At 65.1% G+C, this 19,194-nt stretch carries 14 protein-coding genes and 1 other RNA gene; 7 read left to right on the top strand and 8 right to left on the bottom strand.

The window, feature by feature from the left end; all coding sequences use genetic code 11:
* Positions 1-2: 2 nt before the first annotated feature.
* The 8 genes from rpsA to gyrA form a co-directional block, all read right to left on the bottom strand.
* Positions 3-1,715 carry a 30S ribosomal protein S1 gene (gene rpsA / locus ACO6D5_RS11830; RefSeq protein ID WP_006225145.1) on the bottom strand — a complete coding sequence of 571 codons (1,713 nt, stop codon included), beginning with the start codon at positions 1,713-1,715 and terminating at the stop codon, positions 3-5.
* Positions 1,716-1,919: 204 nt separating this feature from the next.
* Complete coding sequence (gene cmk / locus ACO6D5_RS11825; protein ID WP_315845734.1) at positions 1,920-2,612, bottom strand: (d)CMP kinase; 693 nt, start codon at positions 2,610-2,612, stop codon at positions 1,920-1,922.
* 10 nt (positions 2,613-2,622) lie between these two features.
* Entirely contained in the window at positions 2,623-3,945 is a 1,323-nt protein-coding gene (gene aroA, locus ACO6D5_RS11820) for a 3-phosphoshikimate 1-carboxyvinyltransferase (protein ID WP_485825490.1), read from the bottom strand.
* Between the two features lie 5 nt (positions 3,946-3,950).
* Entirely contained in the window at positions 3,951-4,853 is a 903-nt protein-coding gene (locus ACO6D5_RS11815) for a prephenate dehydrogenase (RefSeq protein WP_315845732.1), read from the bottom strand.
* Positions 4,850-5,971 carry a histidinol-phosphate transaminase gene (hisC, locus tag ACO6D5_RS11810; RefSeq protein ID WP_485825489.1) on the bottom strand — a complete coding sequence of 374 codons (1,122 nt, stop codon included), beginning with the start codon at positions 5,969-5,971 and terminating at the stop codon, positions 4,850-4,852. The genes ACO6D5_RS11815 and hisC overlap by 4 nt, the downstream gene beginning before the upstream one ends.
* 11 nt (positions 5,972-5,982) lie before the next feature.
* Positions 5,983-7,068 carry a prephenate dehydratase gene (gene pheA / locus ACO6D5_RS11805; protein ID WP_315845730.1) on the bottom strand — a complete coding sequence of 362 codons (1,086 nt, stop codon included), beginning with the start codon at positions 7,066-7,068 and terminating at the stop codon, positions 5,983-5,985.
* Positions 7,061-8,191 (bottom strand): 3-phosphoserine/phosphohydroxythreonine transaminase, encoded by a 1,131-nt coding sequence (gene serC / locus ACO6D5_RS11800; RefSeq protein WP_315845729.1) that lies wholly within the window; start codon positions 8,189-8,191, stop codon positions 7,061-7,063. The genes pheA and serC overlap by 8 nt, the downstream gene beginning before the upstream one ends.
* A complete protein-coding gene (gene gyrA, locus ACO6D5_RS11795) occupies positions 8,191-10,860 on the bottom strand; it encodes a DNA gyrase subunit A (RefSeq protein ID WP_485825488.1) in 2,670 nt (889 codons plus the stop codon). Before gyrA ends, serC begins: the two co-directional genes overlap by 1 nt.
* A gap of 413 nt (positions 10,861-11,273) precedes the next feature.
* Between gyrA and ompA the strand changes: the two genes are divergently transcribed.
* The 7 genes from ompA to ACO6D5_RS11760 all read left to right on the top strand — a co-directional run bounded on the left by ompA (position 11,274) and on the right by ACO6D5_RS11760 (position 19,185).
* Positions 11,274-11,855 carry an outer membrane protein OmpA gene (gene ompA / locus ACO6D5_RS11790; protein ID WP_006225153.1) on the top strand — a complete coding sequence of 194 codons (582 nt, stop codon included), beginning with the start codon at positions 11,274-11,276 and terminating at the stop codon, positions 11,853-11,855.
* Positions 11,856-12,005: 150 nt separating this feature from the next.
* Positions 12,006-12,734: a bifunctional 2-polyprenyl-6-hydroxyphenol methylase/3-demethylubiquinol 3-O-methyltransferase UbiG gene (gene ubiG / locus ACO6D5_RS11785; RefSeq protein ID WP_315845727.1), complete on the top strand. Its 729-nt coding sequence runs from the start codon at positions 12,006-12,008 to the stop codon at positions 12,732-12,734.
* Complete coding sequence (locus ACO6D5_RS11780) at positions 12,731-13,405, top strand: HAD-IA family hydrolase (protein WP_315845726.1); 675 nt, start codon at positions 12,731-12,733, stop codon at positions 13,403-13,405. The genes ubiG and ACO6D5_RS11780 overlap by 4 nt, the downstream gene beginning before the upstream one ends.
* Before the next feature lie 347 nt (positions 13,406-13,752).
* The gene (locus ACO6D5_RS11775) at positions 13,753-14,928 is read left to right on the top strand and encodes an MFS transporter (RefSeq protein ID WP_485825487.1); all 1,176 of its coding nucleotides are present in this window, start codon (positions 13,753-13,755) and stop codon (positions 14,926-14,928) included.
* 90 nt (positions 14,929-15,018) lie between these two features.
* Positions 15,019-15,408, top strand: a transfer-messenger RNA (tmRNA) gene (ssrA, locus tag ACO6D5_RS11770).
* Between the two features lie 365 nt (positions 15,409-15,773).
* Positions 15,774-16,934, top strand: a complete 1,161-nt coding sequence (gene wecB / locus ACO6D5_RS11765) for a non-hydrolyzing UDP-N-acetylglucosamine 2-epimerase (protein ID WP_485825486.1) — start codon at positions 15,774-15,776, stop codon at positions 16,932-16,934.
* 34 nt (positions 16,935-16,968) lie between these two features.
* Positions 16,969-19,185, top strand: a complete 2,217-nt coding sequence (locus tag ACO6D5_RS11760; RefSeq protein ID WP_485825485.1) for a cellulose biosynthesis cyclic di-GMP-binding regulatory protein BcsB — start codon at positions 16,969-16,971, stop codon at positions 19,183-19,185.
* Positions 19,186-19,194: the final 9 nt, after the last annotated feature.

Below are 19,194 nucleotides of genomic sequence, written 5' to 3'. Positions count from 1 at the left end.
AATTAACCGTCGTTGCGCTGTTGGTCCAGCTTGGCCTTCAGCAGCGCGCCGAGGTTGGTGGTGCCGGACGAAGCGCTGGCGTCGGACATGCGCTGGATCGTGTCGGCGGTCTCGGCGTTGTCACGGGCCTTGATCGACAGTTGGATCGAACGCGTCTTGCGGTCGATGTTGACGATCATGGCTTCGATGTTTTCGCCGGCGTTCAGAACGGTGGTGGCATCTTCAACGCGGCCCGAGGAGATCTCGGAAGCGCGCAGGTAGCCTTCAACGTCCACGGACAGCGTAACAACAGCGCCCTTGGCTTCGACGGACTTGATGGTGCCCGGAACAACCGCGCCCTTGTCAAACGTGGCGACGAAGTTGTTGAAGGGGTCGCCTTCCAGCTGCTTGATGCCCAGCGAGATGCGTTCCTTGTCGGTATCGATGCCCAGAACCACGGCTTCGATCTCGTCGCCCTTCTTGAAGTTGCGCACGGCTTCTTCGCCCGTTTCCGTCCAGGACAGGTCGGACAGGTGAACCAGGCCGTCGATGCCGCCAGGCAGACCGACGAACACGCCGAAGTCGGTGATCGACTTGATGGCGCCGCGGACCTTGTCGCCGCGCTTGAAGTTCGTGGCGAACTCTTCCCACGGGTTCTGACGGCACTGCTTCATGCCCAGCGAGATACGACGACGGTCTTCGTCGATTTCCAGGACCATGACTTCGACTTCTTCGCCCAGGGTAACAACCTTGCGCGGGTCGACGTTCTTGTTGGTCCAGTCCATTTCGGAGACGTGAACCAGGCCTTCGATGCCGGCTTCGACTTCAACGAACGCGCCGTAGTCGGTCAGGTTCGTGACCTTGCCGAACAGGCGGGTGCCTTGCGGGTAACGACGGGCCAGGCCCACCCACGGATCTTCGCCCAGTTGCTTGACGCCCAGCGAGACGCGGCTCTTTTCCTGGTCGAACTTGAGGACCTTGGCTTCGACTTCCTGACCCACTTGCAGGACTTCGGACGGGTGACGCACGCGGCGCCATGCCATGTCGGTGATGTGCAGCAGGCCGTCGATACCGCCCAGGTCAACGAACGCGCCGTAGTCGGTGATGTTCTTGACCACGCCCTTGACCACAGCACCTTCGTGCAGGGTTTCGAGCAGCTTTTGACGCTCTTCGCCCATGCTGGCTTCCAGCACTTGGCGACGCGACAGCACAACGTTGTTGCGCTTGCGGTCGAGCTTGATGACCTTGAATTCGAGGGTCTTGCCTTCGTACGGGGTGGTGTCCTTGACCGGACGCAGATCCACCAGCGAACCCGGCAGGAACGCGCGGATGCCGTTGGTCATGACGGTCAGGCCGCCCTTCACCTTGCCGGTGATGGTGCCGGTAACCAGCTCGCCGTTTTCCAGGGCCTTTTCCAGTTGCAGCCAGGCCGACAGGCGCTTGGCGCGGTCACGCGACAGGATGGTGTCGCCGTAGCCGTTTTCCAGGGAATCGATGGCCACCGAGACGAAATCGCCGGGTTGCACTTCGAGCTCGCCCTGGTCGTTCAGGAACTCTTCCAGGGGGATCAGCGCTTCGGACTTCAGGCCGGCGTTGACGACGACGAAGTTATGGTCGACGCGCACGACTTCGGCGCTGATGACCTCGCCGGACTTCATGTCCTGGCTCTTGAGGCTTTGTGCGAAAAGGTCGGCGAAGCTTTCGCCGCCGGTGGCGGTAGTGGAAACGGAAGACATGGGGTTGAAATCCATTGGGCCGAAATGGCCGTTAAGAACACACCGCAGCGGATTGCCCGCCACAGTGGAGTCAAAATACCTGCCTGCCGGTTTGCCCTGCGGGGTGTCCCGTGGGGGTTGCGCCTGGCTAGAACAGGGCCTAATCAAAAAATAAAAGTGGACTGGCCGCTTACTGCTTTCAGCCAAGTTTTCGGGCTTATGCCTTCAGGCTTTCGCCTGCGCTTGTTGCCAGAAATCCAGTATTGCCTGCACCGTCTCTGCAATCGTCAAATCAGACGAATCCAGCACATGTGCATCTGCTGCGGGAGCCAACGGCGCAGTCGCCCGTTCGGTATCGCGGGCGTCTCGCTCGCGCATGTCTCGCAGAAGGTCATCTAGATTAGCAGAAATTCCCTTTTCGATCAACTGCTTACGGCGCCTCTCCGCCCGGGCGACCACATCGGCGACCAGGAACACCTTCAGGGACGCATCCGGGAACACCACCGTGCCCATGTCGCGGCCGTCCGCCACCAGCCCCGGGGGCAGGCGGAAAGCGCGCTGCCGCTCGAGCAGCGCCCGGCGCACGCCCGGGAAAGCGGCCACGCGGGAGGCGAAATTGCCCACTTCCTCGCGGCGGATGTCGTGGCCGACGTCCGCGCCTTCCAGGTACACATGGGGGCCATCAAAGCGCACATCCAGCGTTTCGGCCACGCGGGCCACGCCCGCCTCGTCGTCGGCGGCAACGCCCTGTTTGATGGCGGCCAGCGCCGTCAGACGGTACAGCGCACCGCTGTCCAGCACGTCCCAGCCCAGCGCCTTGGCGACGCGATGCGCCACGGTGCCCTTGCCCGAAGCGGTGGGGCCATCGATCGTGATGACGGCGGCCGGAGAGGAATCAGTCGAAGAAGTCAAAGTCATGGGGGGTGCACTAAGCCGATACCAGGCTCGCGTAGACATCAAAGTAACCCGGGAACGTCTTGCTGACGCAACCCGGATCCAGGATACGAACCGCTGCCGGGCCAAAGGCCGCCAGCGAGAAACACATGGCCATGCGGTGGTCGTCCCAGGTGCCGATATGCGCGTCGCGCCAAGCGTCCTGCGCCGGCGGGATGACACGCAGCCAATCCGGCCCCGATTCCACCAGCGCACCCAGCTTTTCCAGCTCGGTCTGCATGGCGTGGATGCGGTCGGTTTCCTTCACCCGCCAGCTGCCGATATTGCGCAGGCGGCAAGGGCCGTCTGCATACAGGGCCAGCGCCGCGGCGGTCATGGCGGCGTCGGGGATCAGGTTGAAATCCGTGTCGAACGCCTTCAGGCGCGCACCTTCGGCCACCCGGACGCCGGTCACTTCGATCCAGTCCGGGCCGTAGGCCACCTTGGCGCCCATGTGCGAAAGCGTATCGGCAAAAGCGACATCGCCCTGGATGCTGTCGGCGCCCACGCCCGTCACGCGCAGCGGACCGCCGCCGATCGCGCCCAGCGCCAGGAAATAGGACGCCGTGGAGGCATCGCCTTCCACTGCGATCTGGCCGGGGCTGCGGTAACCCGCGCCGCCGTCGACCACGAAGCGGCTCCACCCGTCGCGCCGCACCTGCACGCCGAAGCGCGCCATCAGGTTCAGCGTGATTTCGATGTAAGGCTTGGAGATCAGTTCACCCACCACTTCGATCGTGACGGGCTTGCCGCTGCGGCCTGCCTGCAGGGGTGCAGCCAGTAGCAAGGCGGTCAGGAACTGGCTGGATACGGAACCCTGCACGCGCGTCACGGCGTCCGCGGCGATCTCGCCACGGCCGATATGCAGCGGCGGGTAACCCGGTTGGCCCAGGTAGTCGATCCGGGCGCCCAGCGCATTCAAGGCGTCCGCCAGGTCGCCGATGGGCCGCTCGTGCATGCGCGGCACGCCAGACAAGCGGTAATCACCGCCCATCAAGGCCAGCGCAGCAGTCAGGGGACGGATCGCCGTGCCCGCGTTGCCCATGAAGAGGTCGGCGCTTTCCACAGGGAAACGGCGCACGCCCTCGACGGTGACGCGGCCTGCGTCCAGCTCCGACACCTGCACGCCCAGCTGGCGCAGCGCGCCCAGCATGACGCGCGTGTCGTCCGAATCCAGCAAGCCGGTGATGACGGTGGTGCCCTCGGCGATCGCCGACAGCAGCAGCACACGATTGGAAATGCTCTTGGAACCCGGCAAGGCGATGACGCCCTGCGCTTGCCGCACGCGCGGCAGGTCCAGATAAGGCAAAGCGCCCATGTCAGCTACTCCTTGCGCCAGTTGCGGCGCGCCTCGGCCGCGGTTTCCAGCAGCGCCAGCAACGCCGCGTCGTCGCCATCGGCGATGGCGCGTTCGGCACGATCCAGGACGGCGCGCACATCGGCAAGCTCGGCCAGCATCGCATCGCGATTGGATAGGAAGATATCGCGCCACATCTCCGGCGAGCCCGCCGCGATGCGCGTGAAATCACGAAAACCACTGCCGGCCAGATCCAGGCGCGTGCGGGCGTCGGCGGCCGTGGCCACCTGTTCCATGTAGACCGCAGACAACAGGTGCGGCAGATGGCTGACCGACGCCAGCAAGCGGTCATGCGAGCCGGCGTCCATGTCGATCACGCTGGCGCCGCAGGCCTGCCAGGCACGCCGCACCAGGTCGACCGACTGCACGCTGTTTTCCGCAAGCGGGGTCAGGATCACGGTGCGCCCGCGGTACAGGCCCGGATCGGCCGCGTCGGGCCCGGTGCGCTCGGCGCCGGCGATGGGATGTCCCGGCACAAAGCGGCCGATGCTGCCGGCCAGCGCCTCGCGCGCCGCTTGAACGACTTCGGCCTTGGTGCTGCCCGCGTCGGTCAACACCGTCGCGGCGCCCAGATGCGGCAACATCCGGGCCAGCACGTTCTTCAAGCCGCCCACAGGCGTGGACAGCAGGACCAGGTCGGCGCGGGCCGCCGCGTCTTCAGCGCTGACGGCCTCGTCGATCAATCCCAGCTCGACGGCTCGCGCCAGCGAAGACGCGTTGCGCCCGACTCCCAGCACCCGGCCCACTTGACCCGCCTGGCGCAACGCCGCGGCAAACGATCCGCCGATCAGGCCTACGCCCACCACGGCCAATACAGGAATCAGGGGGCCAGCGGCCCCCTGATTCGTAGAAGGTAACGCGTCGTTCATGTGGTCAGGATGGCGGTCAGGGCATCGATGAAGCGGGCATTCTCTTGCGGCAAGCCGATAGACACGCGCAGCCATTCAGGCAGGCCGTCGCCAGCCACCGGGCGCACGATGACGCCGCGTTTGAGCAATTCCAGATTGATGCGCGGCGCATCGCCCACGTGCACCAGCACGAAATTGCCGTAGCTGGGCACATAGCGCAGCTTCAGGCGGTCGAACGCCTCGCACAATTGCGCCTTGCCGGACTTGTTCGAGGCATACGCCTCTTCCAGGTAGGCGGCGTCCCCCAGCGCGGCGATCGCCGCGGCCTGGGCCAGCGTGTTGACATTGAACGGCTGGCGCACGCGGTTCAGCAGGTCGGTCAGCGGCGGCTGGGCCACCGAGAAACCCACCCGCAAACCCGCCAGGCCGTAGGCCTTGGAGAACGTGCGCGAGATGATCAGGTTGGGGAACCGGCGGGCCAGCGCGGTGCTGTCGAAGCGGTACTCCGGATCCAGGTATTCGTTGTAGGCCTCGTCCAGCACCACGGTGACGCGGTCGCCATGGGCGGCTTGCACGCGCTCCAGGAACGACGCGACCTTGTCGCCCGGCACGAACGTGCCGGTCGGATTGTTGGGGTTGGCGATGAACAGCAGGCGCGTGTCGTCGGCGATGGCCTCGAACATGGCGTCCAGGTCGTGGCCGTAGTCTTGCGCCGGCACGACGATGTGGCGCGCGCCGCGCGCTTGCGTGGCCAGGCGGTACACCGCGAACGAGTGCTGGGCATACACCGCCGACGCGCCGGGCTCCAGCAAGGCCAGCGCAGCGATCTCCAGGATGTCGTTCGAGCCGTTGCCCAGCGTGATCCAGTTCATCGGCACGCCGTAGCGTTCCGCCAACGCCACCTTCAGGTCGAAGCCGTTGGGGTCGGGATAGCGGGCCAGCGACTCGGCTGCGGCCAGCATGGCCGCGCGCGCCGACTTGGGCATGCCCAGCGGATTTTCGTTGGACGCCAGCTTGACGATGCCGGCCGGATCCAGCCCGAACTCGCGGGCCAGTTCTTCAATGGGCTTACCCGCCTGGTAAGGCGCAATGGCGCTGACGTGCGCGGGAGCAACGAGGGGCTTGGATTCGGTGGTCATGGTGTGGAGGCTCACGGCGCCGGGTAGGAACCCAGCACTTTCAGATAGGCGACCTGCGCCTGCAAGGTGGCAAGGGCGCGCTCGACGTTCGGATCGTTGCGGTGGCCCAGGACATCGACGTAGAAATAATATTCCCACTGGCCGGTGCGCGCGGGGCGCGACTCGAAGCGGGTCATCGATACGCCGTTGGCCGCCAGCGGGGCCAGCATTTCATACACGGCGCCCGCGCGGTTCGGCACGGCCAGGATCAGACTGGTCTTGTCCTTGCCGCTCACCAGCGGCTGGATGTTGCCGATGGCCAGGAAACGGGTCCGGTTGTGCGGATCGTCCTGGATGCCGGCCGCGACGACCTGCAGGTTCCAGGCGGGCGCAGCCACTTCGCCGGCGATCGCCGCGATCGTCGGATCGCCCGCGGCGGCGCGTGCAGCCTCGGAATTGCTGGAGGCGGCAACACGCTCAAGGTCGGGATAGTTGCGCGTCAGCCAGCCCTGGCACTGGGCCAGCGCCTGCGGATGCGCGGAAATCGTCTTGATGCCGTCCATGCCGCCCGATTGCGACATCAGGCAATGGCGGATGACGAGCGAGCGTTCGCCCAGGATCGTCAGCGGGGTGTTCAGCAGCAGGTCCAGGCTGCGGTTGACGGCGCCTTCGGTGGAGTTCTCCACCGGCACCATGCCCACATCCGCCTGACCGGCCTCGACCGCGCGGAAGACCTCGTCGAACGACGCGCAAGGCAGCTTCTGCACGGCGTGGCCGAAATGCTCCAGCGCCGCCTGTTCGGAAAACGAGCCTTGCGGCCCCAGGTACGCGACGGTCATGCCGCGCTCCAGGCCGCGACAGGCCGAGATGATCTCGGTCCAGACCGACGCCACGCCCGCGTTCGGGAACGGGCCGGGGTTGAGCTGCTGCAGGCGGCGGATGACTTCGGCTTCGCGCTCGGGGCGCAACACCGGGCCGTCCGCTTGCGCGGCATGCTTGGCCTCGCCCACTTCGAGCGCGGCGCGGGCGCGCTGCGACAGCAGGTCGAGGATCTGGGCGTCCAACGCATCGATGCGTTCGCGCAAGGGACGCAGCTTGCGCTGCAGATCTTCATCCATAACGGCGCTCGAATTCCTTCAGGTACTCGACCAGCGCCGACACCCCGGCAAGGGGGACGGCGTTGTAAATGGAGGCGCGCATGCCGCCCACGCTCTTGTGCCCCTTCAACTGCGTGAGGCCAGCCGCATCGGCGCCTTGCAGGAAGGCGTCGTTCAGCGACTCGTCGCGCAGCACGAACGGCACGTTCATGCGCGAGCGCACGGGTGCGTGGATGGGGTTGCGATAGAAGCTGGTGTTGTCCAGATAGCCGTACAGCAGGTCGGCCTTGGCCTTGTTGGCCGCTTCCATGCCGGCCACGCCGCCATTGGCCTTGACCCACTTGAACACCAGCCCGGCGACGTAGATCGCGAAGGTCGGCGGCGTGTTGTAGCGCGAATGGTCCGCAGCCACGTTGGCGTAGTCGAAGGCGGAGGGGCAGATCGGCAAGGCGTGGCCGATCAGGTCGCGGCGGGCGATGACCATGGTCACGCCTGCCGGGCCCGCGTTCTTTTGCGCGCCGGCATACATCATGCCGCAGCGCGTCACGTCCATCGGACGCGACAGGAAATGCGAGGACGCGTCGACGACCAGCGGTACGTCGGGCGCGCCCAGGAGGGCGGTGTCGGGCCAGTCCATGAACTCGACGCCGCCGATGGTTTCATTGCTGCACAGGTGCAGGTAGGCCGATTCCGGACGGACCTTCCAGGATTCGACCGGCGGCACCCACGTCAACGGCGCTTGCTCGCGGCCATCCAGGACGATGGCTTGCTCGCTGCTGGCCGCGACATGCGTGCTGCCATAGCGCCCTGCTTCCTTGTACGAACGCTTGGACCAATGGCCCGTCACGACGAAGTCAGCGGCAGGCGTGCTGCGGCGCCCCATGAGATTCATGGGAACGATGGCGTTCTCCCCGGAACCTCCGCCTTGCATGAACATGACGGCGTAATCAGCGGGCAAGCCCAGCAGATCACGCAGGTCGGATTCGGCTTCATCGCAGATCTGCACAAAGTGCTTACCGCGATGACTCATTTCCATTACCGACATGCCACTGCCATGCCAATCCAGCATCTCAGCTGCTGCTTGCTGCAATACCACCTCGGGCAAGGCCGAGGGGCCTGCCGAGAAGTTCCAGGGGCGGGCCATTATTGCTCCGTAGGTTCCGTCGAATCCGTCGAGTCTGCTGCGCCGTTGCTGTCGTCGCCGCCTTCGGCCTGGACGTCTTCGTCCAGTTCGCCGTCGTCGTCCGCATCGCTTTCCACGACACGACGGACGCCGGACAGCGTGCTGCCGTCATCAACGTTGATCAGCGTCACGCCCTGCGTCGCGCGGCCCATTTCGCGGATTTCCGCGACACGGGTACGCACCAGCACGCCGCCAGTGGTGATCAGCATGATTTCGTCGGTCGGATTGACCAGCACCGCACCCACGACCTTGCCGTTGCGCGAGCTGGTCTGGATGGCGATCATGCCCTTCGTGCCACGGCCATGGCGCGTGTATTCACCGATCGGCGTGCGCTTGCCGTAACCGTTTTCGGTAGCGGTCAGCACGGTCTGCGTTTCGTCGCCGGCAACCAGCAGCGCGATGACGGTCTGCGTTTCCTCGAGCATCATGCCGCGCACGCCGCGGGCGTTGCGGCCCATCGGACGCACATCGTTTTCGTCGAAGCGCACGGCCTTGCCCGAATCCGAGAACAGCATGACGTCATGCTGGCCGTCGGTCAGGTCGGCGCCGATCAGGTAGTCGCCATCGTCAAGGTCGACGGCGATGATGCCGGCCTTGCGCGGGTTGGAGAAGTCGGACAGCGGGGTCTTCTTGACCGTGCCGCGCGACGTCGCCATGAAGACGTAGTGGTCTTCGCTGAACTCCTTGACCGGCAACACCACCGTGATCTTCTCGCCGTCAGCCAGCGGGAACATGTTGACGATGGGCTTGCCGCGCGAGTTGCGCGTGCCTTGGGGCACTTCCCAGACCTTCAGCCAGTACACACGGCCACGGTTCGAGAAGCACAGCAGGTAGTCGTGCGTGTTGGCGATGAACAACTGGTCGATCCAGTCGTTTTCCTTCATCGCCGTGGCCTGCTTGCCGCGCCCGCCACGCTTTTGCGAGCGGTATTCGGACAAAGGCTGGCTCTTGATGTAGCCGCCGTGCGACAGGGTCACGACCATGTCGGTGGGCGTGATCAGGTCTTCGGTGTCGAGCTCGGTGGCGTTCATCTCGATTTCCGAGCGGCGCGTGTCCTTCACGCCCGTCGAGAACTCGGCCTTGATGGCTTGCAGTTCGTCGGAGATGATCGTCGTGATGCGCTCGGGGCGGGCCAGGATGTCGAGCAGGTCGGCGATGGTGGACATGATGTCCTTGTATTCGCCGACGATCTTGTCCTGCTCCAGCCCGGTCAGGCGTTGCAGGCGCATGTTCAGGATTTCCTGGGCCTGCGTATCGCTCAGACGGTACATGCCGTCGCCCTGAAGGCCGAACTCGGCGTCCAGGTCGTCCGGACGGAAGGCGGAGCGGCCTCCCGGCGTGTCGCCGTCGGCACGCGACAGCATTTCGCGCACCAGCGACGAATCCCACGACTTCGCCATCAATTCCTGGCGGGCGACGGGAGGCGTCGGCGCCGCCTTGATGATGGTGATGAAATCATCGATGTTGGCCAGGGCGACGGCCAGGCCTTCCAGCACGTGGCCGCGTTCGCGGGCCTTGCGCAGCTGGAACACCGTGCGGCGCGTGACGACTTCGCGGCGATGCTGCAGGAAGTAGTCGATCATCTGCTTCAGGTTGAGCAGGCGCGGCTGGCCGTCGACCAGCGCCACCAGGTTCATCCCGAAGGTGTCTTGCAGCTGCGTGTTCTTGTACAGGTTGTTCAGGACAACCTCGGGCACCTCGCCGCGCTTGAGCTCGATGACCAGACGCATGCCGTCCTTGTCGGACTCGTCGCGAATATCGGAGATGCCTTCGATCTTCTTGTCGTTGACGAGTTCGGCGATGCGTTCCTGCAAGGTCTTCTTGTTGACCTGGTAGGGAATCGCGTCGATCACGATCGCCTGGCGATTGCCCTTCTCCATGTCTTCGAAGTGGGTCTTGGCGCGCATGATGACGCGGCCGCGACCGGTGCGATAGCCTTCGCGCACGCCGGACATGCCGTAGATGATGCCGCCCGTGGGGAAATCCGGCGCCGGGATGAGCTCGATGAGCTCATCGACCGTGCAGGCCGGATTGCGCAGGCAGTACAGGCAGCCGTCGACCACTTCCTGGAGGTTGTGCGGCGGAATGTTGGTGGCCATGCCCACCGCGATGCCCGAGCTGCCGTTGACCAGCAGGTTGGGCAGGCGCGACGGCAACAGCAGCGGTTCTTGCTCGCTGCCGTCGTAGTTGGGGCCGAAGTCCACGGTTTCCTGGTCGATGTCGGCCAGCAGTTCGTGGGCGATCTTGGCCAGGCGGATTTCCGTATAGCGCATCGCCGCGGCGTTATCGCCGTCGATCGAGCCGAAGTTGCCCTGGCCGTCGACCAGCATGTAGCGCATGGAGAAATCCTGCGCCATGCGGACGATGGTGTCGTAGACGGATTGGTCGCCGTGGGGGTGGTATTTACCGATGACGTCCCCGACGATACGCGCCGACTTCTTATAGGCGCGGTTCCAATCGTTGTTCAGTTCGTGCATCGCGTAGAGCACGCGCCGGTGGACGGGCTTCAACCCGTCCCGCACATCCGGTAGCGCCCGCCCAACGATCACGCTCATCGCGTAATCGAGGTAACTGCGGCGCATCTCTTCTTCCAGCGAAACCGGAAGCGTCTCCTTGGCAAAGGAATCCATATATATAACGACAGAATCGTGTAAGGAGGAACCCGGGCCGGGTAAACAGGAAATTCTATCATTCGATTCCGATCCCGTCGGGCAGGGCCGCAGGAAGTGGCCGGTAAGCGGCCTTCGCGGGCCGTCACGGGTAAGCCGCGGCCGGCCGTCGGGCCGCGCCCAATGGCCCTGTTGTCAAAAACCAACATGGAAAACCGATGGAGCGCCGAAAACGCCGTATCCAGCGTCAATGCGCCTCTCCAGGGAAGCCAAAGCCCCCCAAATGCCTTAAGATTGTTTCCAGCACGCAGGAAACCCAGTAGCTATTCCTTTGAACCAGCTCTTGGCGTTGCTATACTGGCCCCGTTTTCCTGATATGCGGCGGGGGTTCGCTGCGAGTCACTTATCCAGCTTCAAGCTCAACGAGGAGAAACATGAACAAACCCTCCAAATTCGCTCTGGCGCTCGCCTTCGCCGCCGTCACGGCCTCTGGTGTAGCTTCCGCGCAAACCGTGGACAACTGGCGCAACCCGTTCGGTAACGTTTGGAAAAACGGTACGAACGAACTGTGCTGGCGCGATGCTTTCTGGACCCCTGCCACCGGTATCCCCGGTTGCGACGGTGTCCCGGTTGCACAACAGAAGGCGAAGCCGGCCCCGATGGCGGCAAAGGTCGTGTTCAATGCTGACACGTTCTTCGACTTCGACAAGTCGACCCTGAAGCCCGAAGGCCGTCAGCTGCTGGATCAAGTCGCCCAGCAAGCTCGCGGTATCGAGCTGGAAACCATCATTGCTGTTGGCCACACCGACTCCATCGGTACTGACGCCTACAACCAGAAGCTGTCCGAGCGCCGCGCCGCTTCGGTCAAGACCTACCTGGTCAGCAAGGGTATCGACCCCAACCGTATCTATACGGAAGGCAAGGGCGAGTCGAACCCGATCGCTTCCAACAAGACGAAAGAAGGCCGTGCCCAAAACCGTCGCGTTGAAATCGAAATCGTGGGTAGCCGCAAGTAATTGCCGGACTAGCTACAATAAAGGGCCTCGCATAGCGAGGCCCTTTTTTTCGTCCGTCTTGCACCAACGTGGTGCAATGGCGTGTTTCCTCCCCGCCTTTGCGCGACGGACCCCTCTCTATATATAGCGTCGCTTTTCGCTGGACCGCCCATGACCACGCAAATTCACGACTCCGAACGCCCCGCCGTCAACGCCGACCAGGCCGAACTGGACAAGTTCAGTGCCCTGGCCAGCCGCTGGTGGGACCCCGAAAGCGAGTTCAAGCCCCTGCACGCCATCAACCCGCTGCGGCTGGAATGGATTCAGGAGTGCGCGGGCAGCCTTGCCGGCAAGAAAGTGCTGGATGTGGGGTGCGGCGGCGGCATCCTGTCGGAATCCATGGCCCGCGGCGGCGCGGACGTCACGGGCATCGATCTGGCCGACAAGTCGCTGAAGGTCGCCCGCCTGCACGGCCTGGAATCGGGCGTGAAGGTGGAGTACCGCAAGGTGCCCGTGGAAGAACTGGCCGCCGAACAGCCCGGCCAATACGACGTGGTCACCTGCATGGAAATGCTGGAACACGTGCCGGATCCGGCGTCCATCGTGCGCGCCTGCTCCACGCTGGTCAAACCTGGCGGTTGGGTGTTCTTTTCCACGTTGAACCGCAACGCCAAGGCGTTTCTTTTCGCCATCGTCGGCGCCGAATACGTCCTGCGCCTGTTGCCGCGCGGCACCCACAGCTACGACCAGTTCATCAAGCCCAGCGAATTGTCCGCGGCGGCGCGCGCCGCCAGCCTGGAACCGGTCAGCATGCGCGGCATGGAATACAACCCGATCACCCAGATCTACACGCTGTCGTCCGACACCTCGGTCAACTACCTGATGGCTACCCGTAAATGAGCGCCCTGATCCTGTTCGACTTCGACGGCACCCTGGCCGACACCGCCCCCGACCTGGCCGCCGCCGCCAACCAGCAGCGCACCCGCCGCGGCCTGGAGCCCATGCCCTACGAGGCCTTGCGCCCGGTGGCGTCGCAAGGCGCGCGCGGCCTGCTGCGCGTGGCGCTGGACTTGAAACCCGGCGACCCGGACTACGAGCCCACCCGCCTGCAGTTCCTGGAAGACTACGCCGCCAGCTCGACCGTGCACAGCAAGCTCTTCCCCGGCATCGACACCCTGTTGGCCGACATCCGCCGCCGCGGCCTGTCCTGGGGCATCGTCACCAACAAGGTCACGTACCTGACCCTGCCGATCGTCGAATTCCTGGACCTGACGCGCGACAGCGCGGTGCTTGTCTGCGGCGACACGACAGCCCACGCCAAACCGCACCCGTTGCCGCTGCAGCACGCCGCGCGCGAAGCCGGTTTCGCCGTGGACCGCTGCGTCTATGTGGGCGACGACCTGCGCGACATCCAGGCCGCACACGCGGCGGGCATGCCCGCAGTGGCCGCCGCCTACGGCTATGTGGGCGAAGAAGACAACATCAGCACCTGGGAAGCGGAAACCTGCGCGAACACCCCCGCTGAACTCTGGTCCGCCATCCAGCCGCTGCTGCCCAGCGACCTGCGCTGACCCGCGGAGCACGGCGGGCCGCGCTGGGTCCGCCGTGTCGCCTGACGATGGTTCGCTGCGAATTAGTTGACGCATCCGAACAATCTATCCGGCACCGGAGTCTTTATCCGGATTCCAAACTCCCTTAAAGTGTGGCTCATGCAAGGCATTCGGGTGCCTCCCGATTGCCATTCCGGCCAAGGCCGGTGTTGCGGCAGTTCCCATCCGCAACCACAACCCTCGCGCCGACGGCATTCTGCCGCCGCGCAGCGCCCGGCCCCGTGCCGCCGCGCCCCCTAGACCTTTCAGTACGCCTATAACGCCCTGCCCCGCGCGCCGCCTGACGGTATCGCGCCAGAGGAACGCCTATGCTTTTGCCTATCCTGCTACTTTCCGCCGCTGGTTTCACAATCCTGACGACAGAATTCCTGATTGTCGGCCTGCTGCCCGGGCTGGCCCGCGACCTGAACGTCACCGTGTCGCAAGCCGGCCTGCTGGTCTCGCTGTTCGCCTTCACCGTGGCGGCGACCGGTCCGCTGCTGACCGCGCTGATGGCCAACGTCGAACGCAAGCGCCTGTTCATCGGCGTGCTGGTGCTGTTCGGCCTGTCCAACGCCGTGGCGGCCATGGCCCCCAACATCTGGGTCATGGCCGTGGCCCGCTTCGTGCCCGCCCTGGCCTTGCCCGTGTTCTGGTCGTTGGCCAGCGCGACCGCCGTGGAGCTGGTCGGCCCGGCGCGCGCCGGCCGCGCCATCTCGATGGTGGCCTTCGGCATCGTGGCGGCCACCGTCTTCGGCATTCCGATCGGCGTGCTGATCTCGGACGCCTTCGGCTGGCGCGCGGCATTCTGGGTATTGTCGGGCGTCGCCTTCGCCAAGGCCGTGCTCCTCCTGCTGGCGTTCCCCAGCACCCGCATCCGCGCCGACAGCGTCAAGCTGGTGACGCAGCTGCGCATCCTGCGCAACCCGATCGTGCTGGGCCACGTGGTGCTGTCGCTGCTGGTGTTCACCGGCATGTTCACGGCCTACACCTATCTGGCGGACATGCTGGAGCGCCTGGCCGGCTTCAACGGGCAGATCGTGGGCTGGACCATGATGGCCTTCGGCGGCGTGGGCCTGATCGGCAACACCTTGGGCGGCCGCATGGTGGACCGCAGCCCGCTGGGCGCGACCGCGCTGTTCTCGTCGATGATGGCGGCGGGCCTGGCGTTCGTGGCGCCCGTGATGCAATCCCATGGCCTGCTGGCCGTGGCATTGGGGATCTGGGGCATTGCGCAGGCCGCGCTCTTCATCGTGTGCCACGTGCGTCTGATGAAAGCTGCGCCCGAAGCGCCGGCCTTCGCCGCCTCGCTCAATATCTCGGGAGCCAACATCGGCATCGGGCTGGGCGCGGTGGTCGGCGGCAATGTGATCGACCACTACGGCCTGGCTTCGTTGGGATGGGCGGCCTCGGTCATCGTGGCGATTTCGGTCGCACTGGCCTTTGCGCTGATGGCGGCTTCGCGTCCGCGCCCGGCCAAAACCGCCTGCGCCAACGCCGCCTGAGCCGCACTTGTGTCCGCCGCGCCACGCCTGCGTCGGCGGGCGCGGACAACGCAGCAGGCTATTGCGTTTACCAGTACAATAGAAGTTCTTGGGGCCGATCCGGATTCGACGTGGGTCGCGAAACAACTCAGGGCATGCCGAGCACCAGTTCGCTCGTTAAACCACTGGAAACACTACAAACGCCAACGACGAGCGTTTCGCTCTCGCCGCTTAAGCGGTGAGCCGCTGCACTGATCTGTCCTTGGGTCAGGTGGAGGAAGGCAACTTCCTAGGGGGGTAACCCTCGAACCACAGCAGCGACATTCACAAGGAATCGGTCTGCGCTGGGGTCACACGGCTCAGATTTAAATTACGTGAATCGCTTTGGTCCGGCCTGTCGGTTGGCTAAGTCCAAGGTTAAAACTAAATAAATCGACTACGCATGTAGAACTGATTGCAGAGGGCTTGCGGACGGGGGTTCAATTCCCCCCGGCTCCACCAAAATTCCGCTTTATTGCGCAGTGCTTAGCAAAATGGCCAACTCTTCGGAGTTGGCCATTTTTTTTCGCCCTCCCCCCGTACGCCACGGCGCGGCAACCCCCTCTTGTTGCCCGCCGACGACACATTGACGACACCGAACGTAACAGTGCGGCCGCCATGGCATTCGAATGAAGTCAGATTCGTGTCAAATGCGGCCCCGTTTTCCCTCAGGCGCGCCCAGACGGCCTTTCGACCGACTGCCGAGACATTTACCGAATATGTCCCCAACAGTCTTTATGTTCGAAATAATCCGTCACATATTACCAATGCTTTCAAGACATAATAAACGCAAGGAAATGCCACCACGTCTGTGAGGCCTTCTTGCGATGAAAGTCCTTTCCATATTCGGCACGCGCCCCGAAGCCATCAAGATGGCTCCCCTCGTCACGGCACTTGAACGGGAGCCGCAGATCCAGAGCGTGGTGTGCGTCACCGGCCAGCATCGGGAAATGTTGGACCAGGTCCTGGCGCTGTTCGACCTGCGCGCCCAGCACGACCTGGACATCATGGTCCCCAACCAGACCTTGAATGGGCTGTATGCCCGGCTGATCAGCCGGGTGGACGGCGTGTTGGAAGCGGAACAACCCGACTGCGTCCTGGTGCATGGCGATACCAGCACCGCGTCGGCTTGCGCGCTCGCCTCATTCCATCGCCGCGTGCGCATCGGCCACGTCGAGGCCGGATTGCGCACCGGCAACCTGGCCATGCCGTTCCCGGAAGAAATGAACCGCCGTGTCGTCGACGCGGTGGGCGACTGGCTGTTCGCGCCGACGTCGGAATCGCGCGGCAACCTGCTGCGCGAGAACCTGGCGGGCCACATTACCGTTACCGGCAACACCGTGATCGATGCGCTGGCGATGACCTGCGCCAAACTGGACCCGCAGGGCCCGCTGGCCCGCCAGCTGGAAGCCCGCTACGACTGGCTGGATCCGACGCGCCGGCTGCTGCTGGTGACCGGCCACCGGCGCGAGAGCTTCGGCGAAGGCTTCAAGAACATTTGCGCGGCGCTGGCCGAACTGGCCCGTCGCGAAGACTTGCAGATCGTCTACCCCGTGCACCTGAATCCGCAGGTGCGCAATGTGGTGATGGCCGCGCTGGGCGGCCTGTCGCATGTGCACCTGATCGATCCCCTCGATTACCTGGACTTTGTCTGGTTCATGCAACGGTCGCACCTGATCCTGACCGATTCCGGCGGCGTTCAGGAAGAAGCCCCTTACCTGGGCAAGCCGGTACTGGTGATGCGCGACGTGACCGAGCGTCCCGAAGCCGTGCGGGCGGGAACCGTGGCGCTGGTCGGCACCGACCCGCAGCGCATCGTTACCGAAGTCGCCCGCCTGCTCGACAACCCGGACCTGCACGCGTCTTTCTCGCGACGCATCAATCCGTATGGCGATGGCCACGCCAGCCAACGCATCGTGGACGCCTTGTGCGGCCGCGCCGTGTCGGAGTTCGACCCTTACGGAACAACGGCCTCCCCTTCCGCCTGACGCCCTCGCGACGCATTCCCTGCCCGGAGCCTCCATGCACCACCCTGCCCTGACCACCCCTGTGACCCGTACGCTTTGCCGCGCCCTGATGGCCGCCGGCCTGGTGCTGCCGCTGGCCGCGATGGCCAGCCCTGCCGGCGACGCCTTGCGCCGCCTGCAAAGCGAAGATTGGGTAACACGCAACACCACGCTGCAAGACCTGGGCATCACGGAGCCGGTCGTCCTGAGCAATAGCGACGCGCGCCAGGAGTTCTATCTGCCGGTGCCGCGCGGCGTACCGATTTCGGACGCGACCCTGAACTTCGACGCGAAATACACCAAGGGCGAACCCGGGCGCACGAGCATGGTGCTGTGGGTGGACGGCGTGCCGCAGGCCGCGCAGCGGATCGCCGACGGCGACGGGTCCGTGGACCGCAACCTGCAGGTGGACCCGCGCCGCCGCGAAACGGGATTCCTGCGGCTGGGCGTGGACTGGCAATCGGAAATCGCGCTGCGCCATTGCGAAAGCAACCGCGCCACGGCCAATGCGCTGACGATCTCGCCGCAGACCCGTTTGAGCTATCGCTACGACGCGTCGGCCATCGGCAACCTTGACGACGCGTGGGGCACCTTGCCCGGCAAGCCGGTGCTGATGGTGCCGGGCGCGAAGCTGGACCAGCAGGCCTTCGACAGCGCCTGGCGCATTGGCGTGGCGATGGAGCGCACGGGCAAGCGCGTCTCGGTCAAGGCGTTCCCTGCAGTGGGCGACGAGGTCGACACGCGGGGCCTGCAAGCCCCCGCCGGCCTGGGACAGGTTCCCGCGTTCGCCGCCCTGGGGGACAAGGCGACGCACAAACTGGCCAGCCCGGCCGAAATCGGCGCGCTGCTGGTCCTGGGCGCCCCGGCCGTGAGCGGCGACGTGGTCATCGTCGATGCCGCGCTACGGGCACGCTACAACGAGGCGCTGGATGCCCTGCAGGCGCAACTGGCCTCTGACGCCGACGCCGCCGACGCCTTCAAGACCTGGCGCCAGCAGCGCATGCCGCTGGCCGGCGCGGACCTGCCCGCGAAAGACATCCGGCTGTTGTCGCTGGGCCGCCAGGCCGTCATCGCCGTGGCCGCCGACGCCGGCGCCCAGGGCGCCGGCGCCTTCGACGCGGCATGGCGCCGCATCCTGGTCACCCGCCAGGTCAATGTGAAGACGGCGACGCCGCCGCAGACCCTCAAGGACGGCAGCTTGCGCCTGACGACGCTGGGCGGCACGCCGGACAGCTTCGACGTGGTCGCGCGTGGGGACTGGAACACGACCTTCCCCTTGGCGGCCGTGTCCTCCGACGGCCTGATGCCGGACGAACTGGTCATGGACCTGGCCGCGGCGCCGGGCGCGTCGTCGACCCGCCCCGTGGCCTCGGTCTTCTGGAACGGCATCCTGCTGACCGCCAAGCAGCTGGATGCCAACGGCAAGCCCGAACGCCTGACCGCGCGCGTGCCCGGCTATGCGCTTGGCGTCACCAACGCGGTGCGGGTCACGTTCCAGCGCCAGCCGGTATCGGTGGACTGCAACGAGATTCCCCAGGGCTACCCCGTGAACGTGCTGCCCACCAGCTACGTCAAGCCGGGCAAGGCGCAGCCCGACGGCACATTCGTGGGCCTGCTGCCGCTGCTGGCCGGCAACCCGCAACTGATCATTCCGGACAGCTACCTGGCCGATGCGCCCGACAACATCAAACGCGTGATCGGCATCGCGTCCGCCAGCGGCGTGTCCGCGACGCGGGCGGAACTGACGGTGGCGCCGGCGGGCCAGGCGGTCAAGCCCGGCCGGCCGTTCCTGGCGATGGAGGTGACGGTGGACGGGGCCAAGCCCATGGTCCAGGTGACCGACCGCAAGCAACTGAAGGTGGATGGGAAGAACGCGACCTGGCTGGACATCTCGGGCCTGGACCACTTGAGCACTGCGGAAGTCGTCAGCGGGAGCGGCCAGGACGGCCTGTTGTGGCACACGCTGGGCCAACATCCCGGCATGCTTGACGCCCCCTTCGTCCTGAACCGGGGCAACGTCGCCATCATCGGCGCGGCAGGGCCGGTGGCCTGGATCGACAGCGGCAACCCCGACGCCAGTCACCCGCCGGGCGCGGGCGAAAGCGCTTTCTTCGAATGGCGCCGCTATATCTCGTGGAGCGTGCCCGTCATCAGCATCGGCATGCTCGTCCTGATCCTGATCCTGATCGTCGCCCTGCGCGTGAACCGCAGGAAAAACAAGGACCACGCGTAATCCGGAAGC

It is taken from the genome of Achromobacter sp. (genome assembly GCF_057314935.1).
The sequence above is the reverse complement of the archived record's forward strand: the minus strand, read 5'-3'. Positions and strand labels throughout refer to the sequence as shown.

Coding starts and splice junctions, on each gene's coding strand:
- ACO6D5_RS11815 (WP_315845732.1), bottom strand. CDS start 4,853: ATGAACGACGCGTTACCTTCTACGAATCAGGGGGCCGCTGGCCCCCTG.
- rpsA (WP_006225145.1), bottom strand. CDS start 1,715: ATGTCTTCCGTTTCCACTACCGCCACCGGCGGCGAAAGCTTCGCCGAC.
- hisC (WP_485825489.1), bottom strand. CDS start 5,971: ATGACCACCGAATCCAAGCCCCTCGTTGCTCCCGCGCACGTCAGCGCC.
- aroA (WP_485825490.1), bottom strand. CDS start 3,945: ATGGGCGCTTTGCCTTATCTGGACCTGCCGCGCGTGCGGCAAGCGCAG.
- wecB (WP_485825486.1), top strand. CDS start 15,774: ATGAAAGTCCTTTCCATATTCGGCACGCGCCCCGAAGCCATCAAGATG.
- ACO6D5_RS11760 (WP_485825485.1), top strand. CDS start 16,969: ATGCACCACCCTGCCCTGACCACCCCTGTGACCCGTACGCTTTGCCGC.
- ubiG (WP_315845727.1), top strand. CDS start 12,006: ATGACCACGCAAATTCACGACTCCGAACGCCCCGCCGTCAACGCCGAC.
- ACO6D5_RS11775 (WP_485825487.1), top strand. CDS start 13,753: ATGCTTTTGCCTATCCTGCTACTTTCCGCCGCTGGTTTCACAATCCTG.
- gyrA (WP_485825488.1), bottom strand. CDS start 10,860: ATGGATTCCTTTGCCAAGGAGACGCTTCCGGTTTCGCTGGAAGAAGAG.
- pheA (WP_315845730.1), bottom strand. CDS start 7,068: ATGGATGAAGATCTGCAGCGCAAGCTGCGTCCCTTGCGCGAACGCATC.
- serC (WP_315845729.1), bottom strand. CDS start 8,191: ATGGCCCGCCCCTGGAACTTCTCGGCAGGCCCCTCGGCCTTGCCCGAG.
- cmk (WP_315845734.1), bottom strand. CDS start 2,612: ATGACTTTGACTTCTTCGACTGATTCCTCTCCGGCCGCCGTCATCACG.
- ompA (WP_006225153.1), top strand. CDS start 11,274: ATGAACAAACCCTCCAAATTCGCTCTGGCGCTCGCCTTCGCCGCCGTC.
- ACO6D5_RS11780 (WP_315845726.1), top strand. CDS start 12,731: ATGAGCGCCCTGATCCTGTTCGACTTCGACGGCACCCTGGCCGACACC.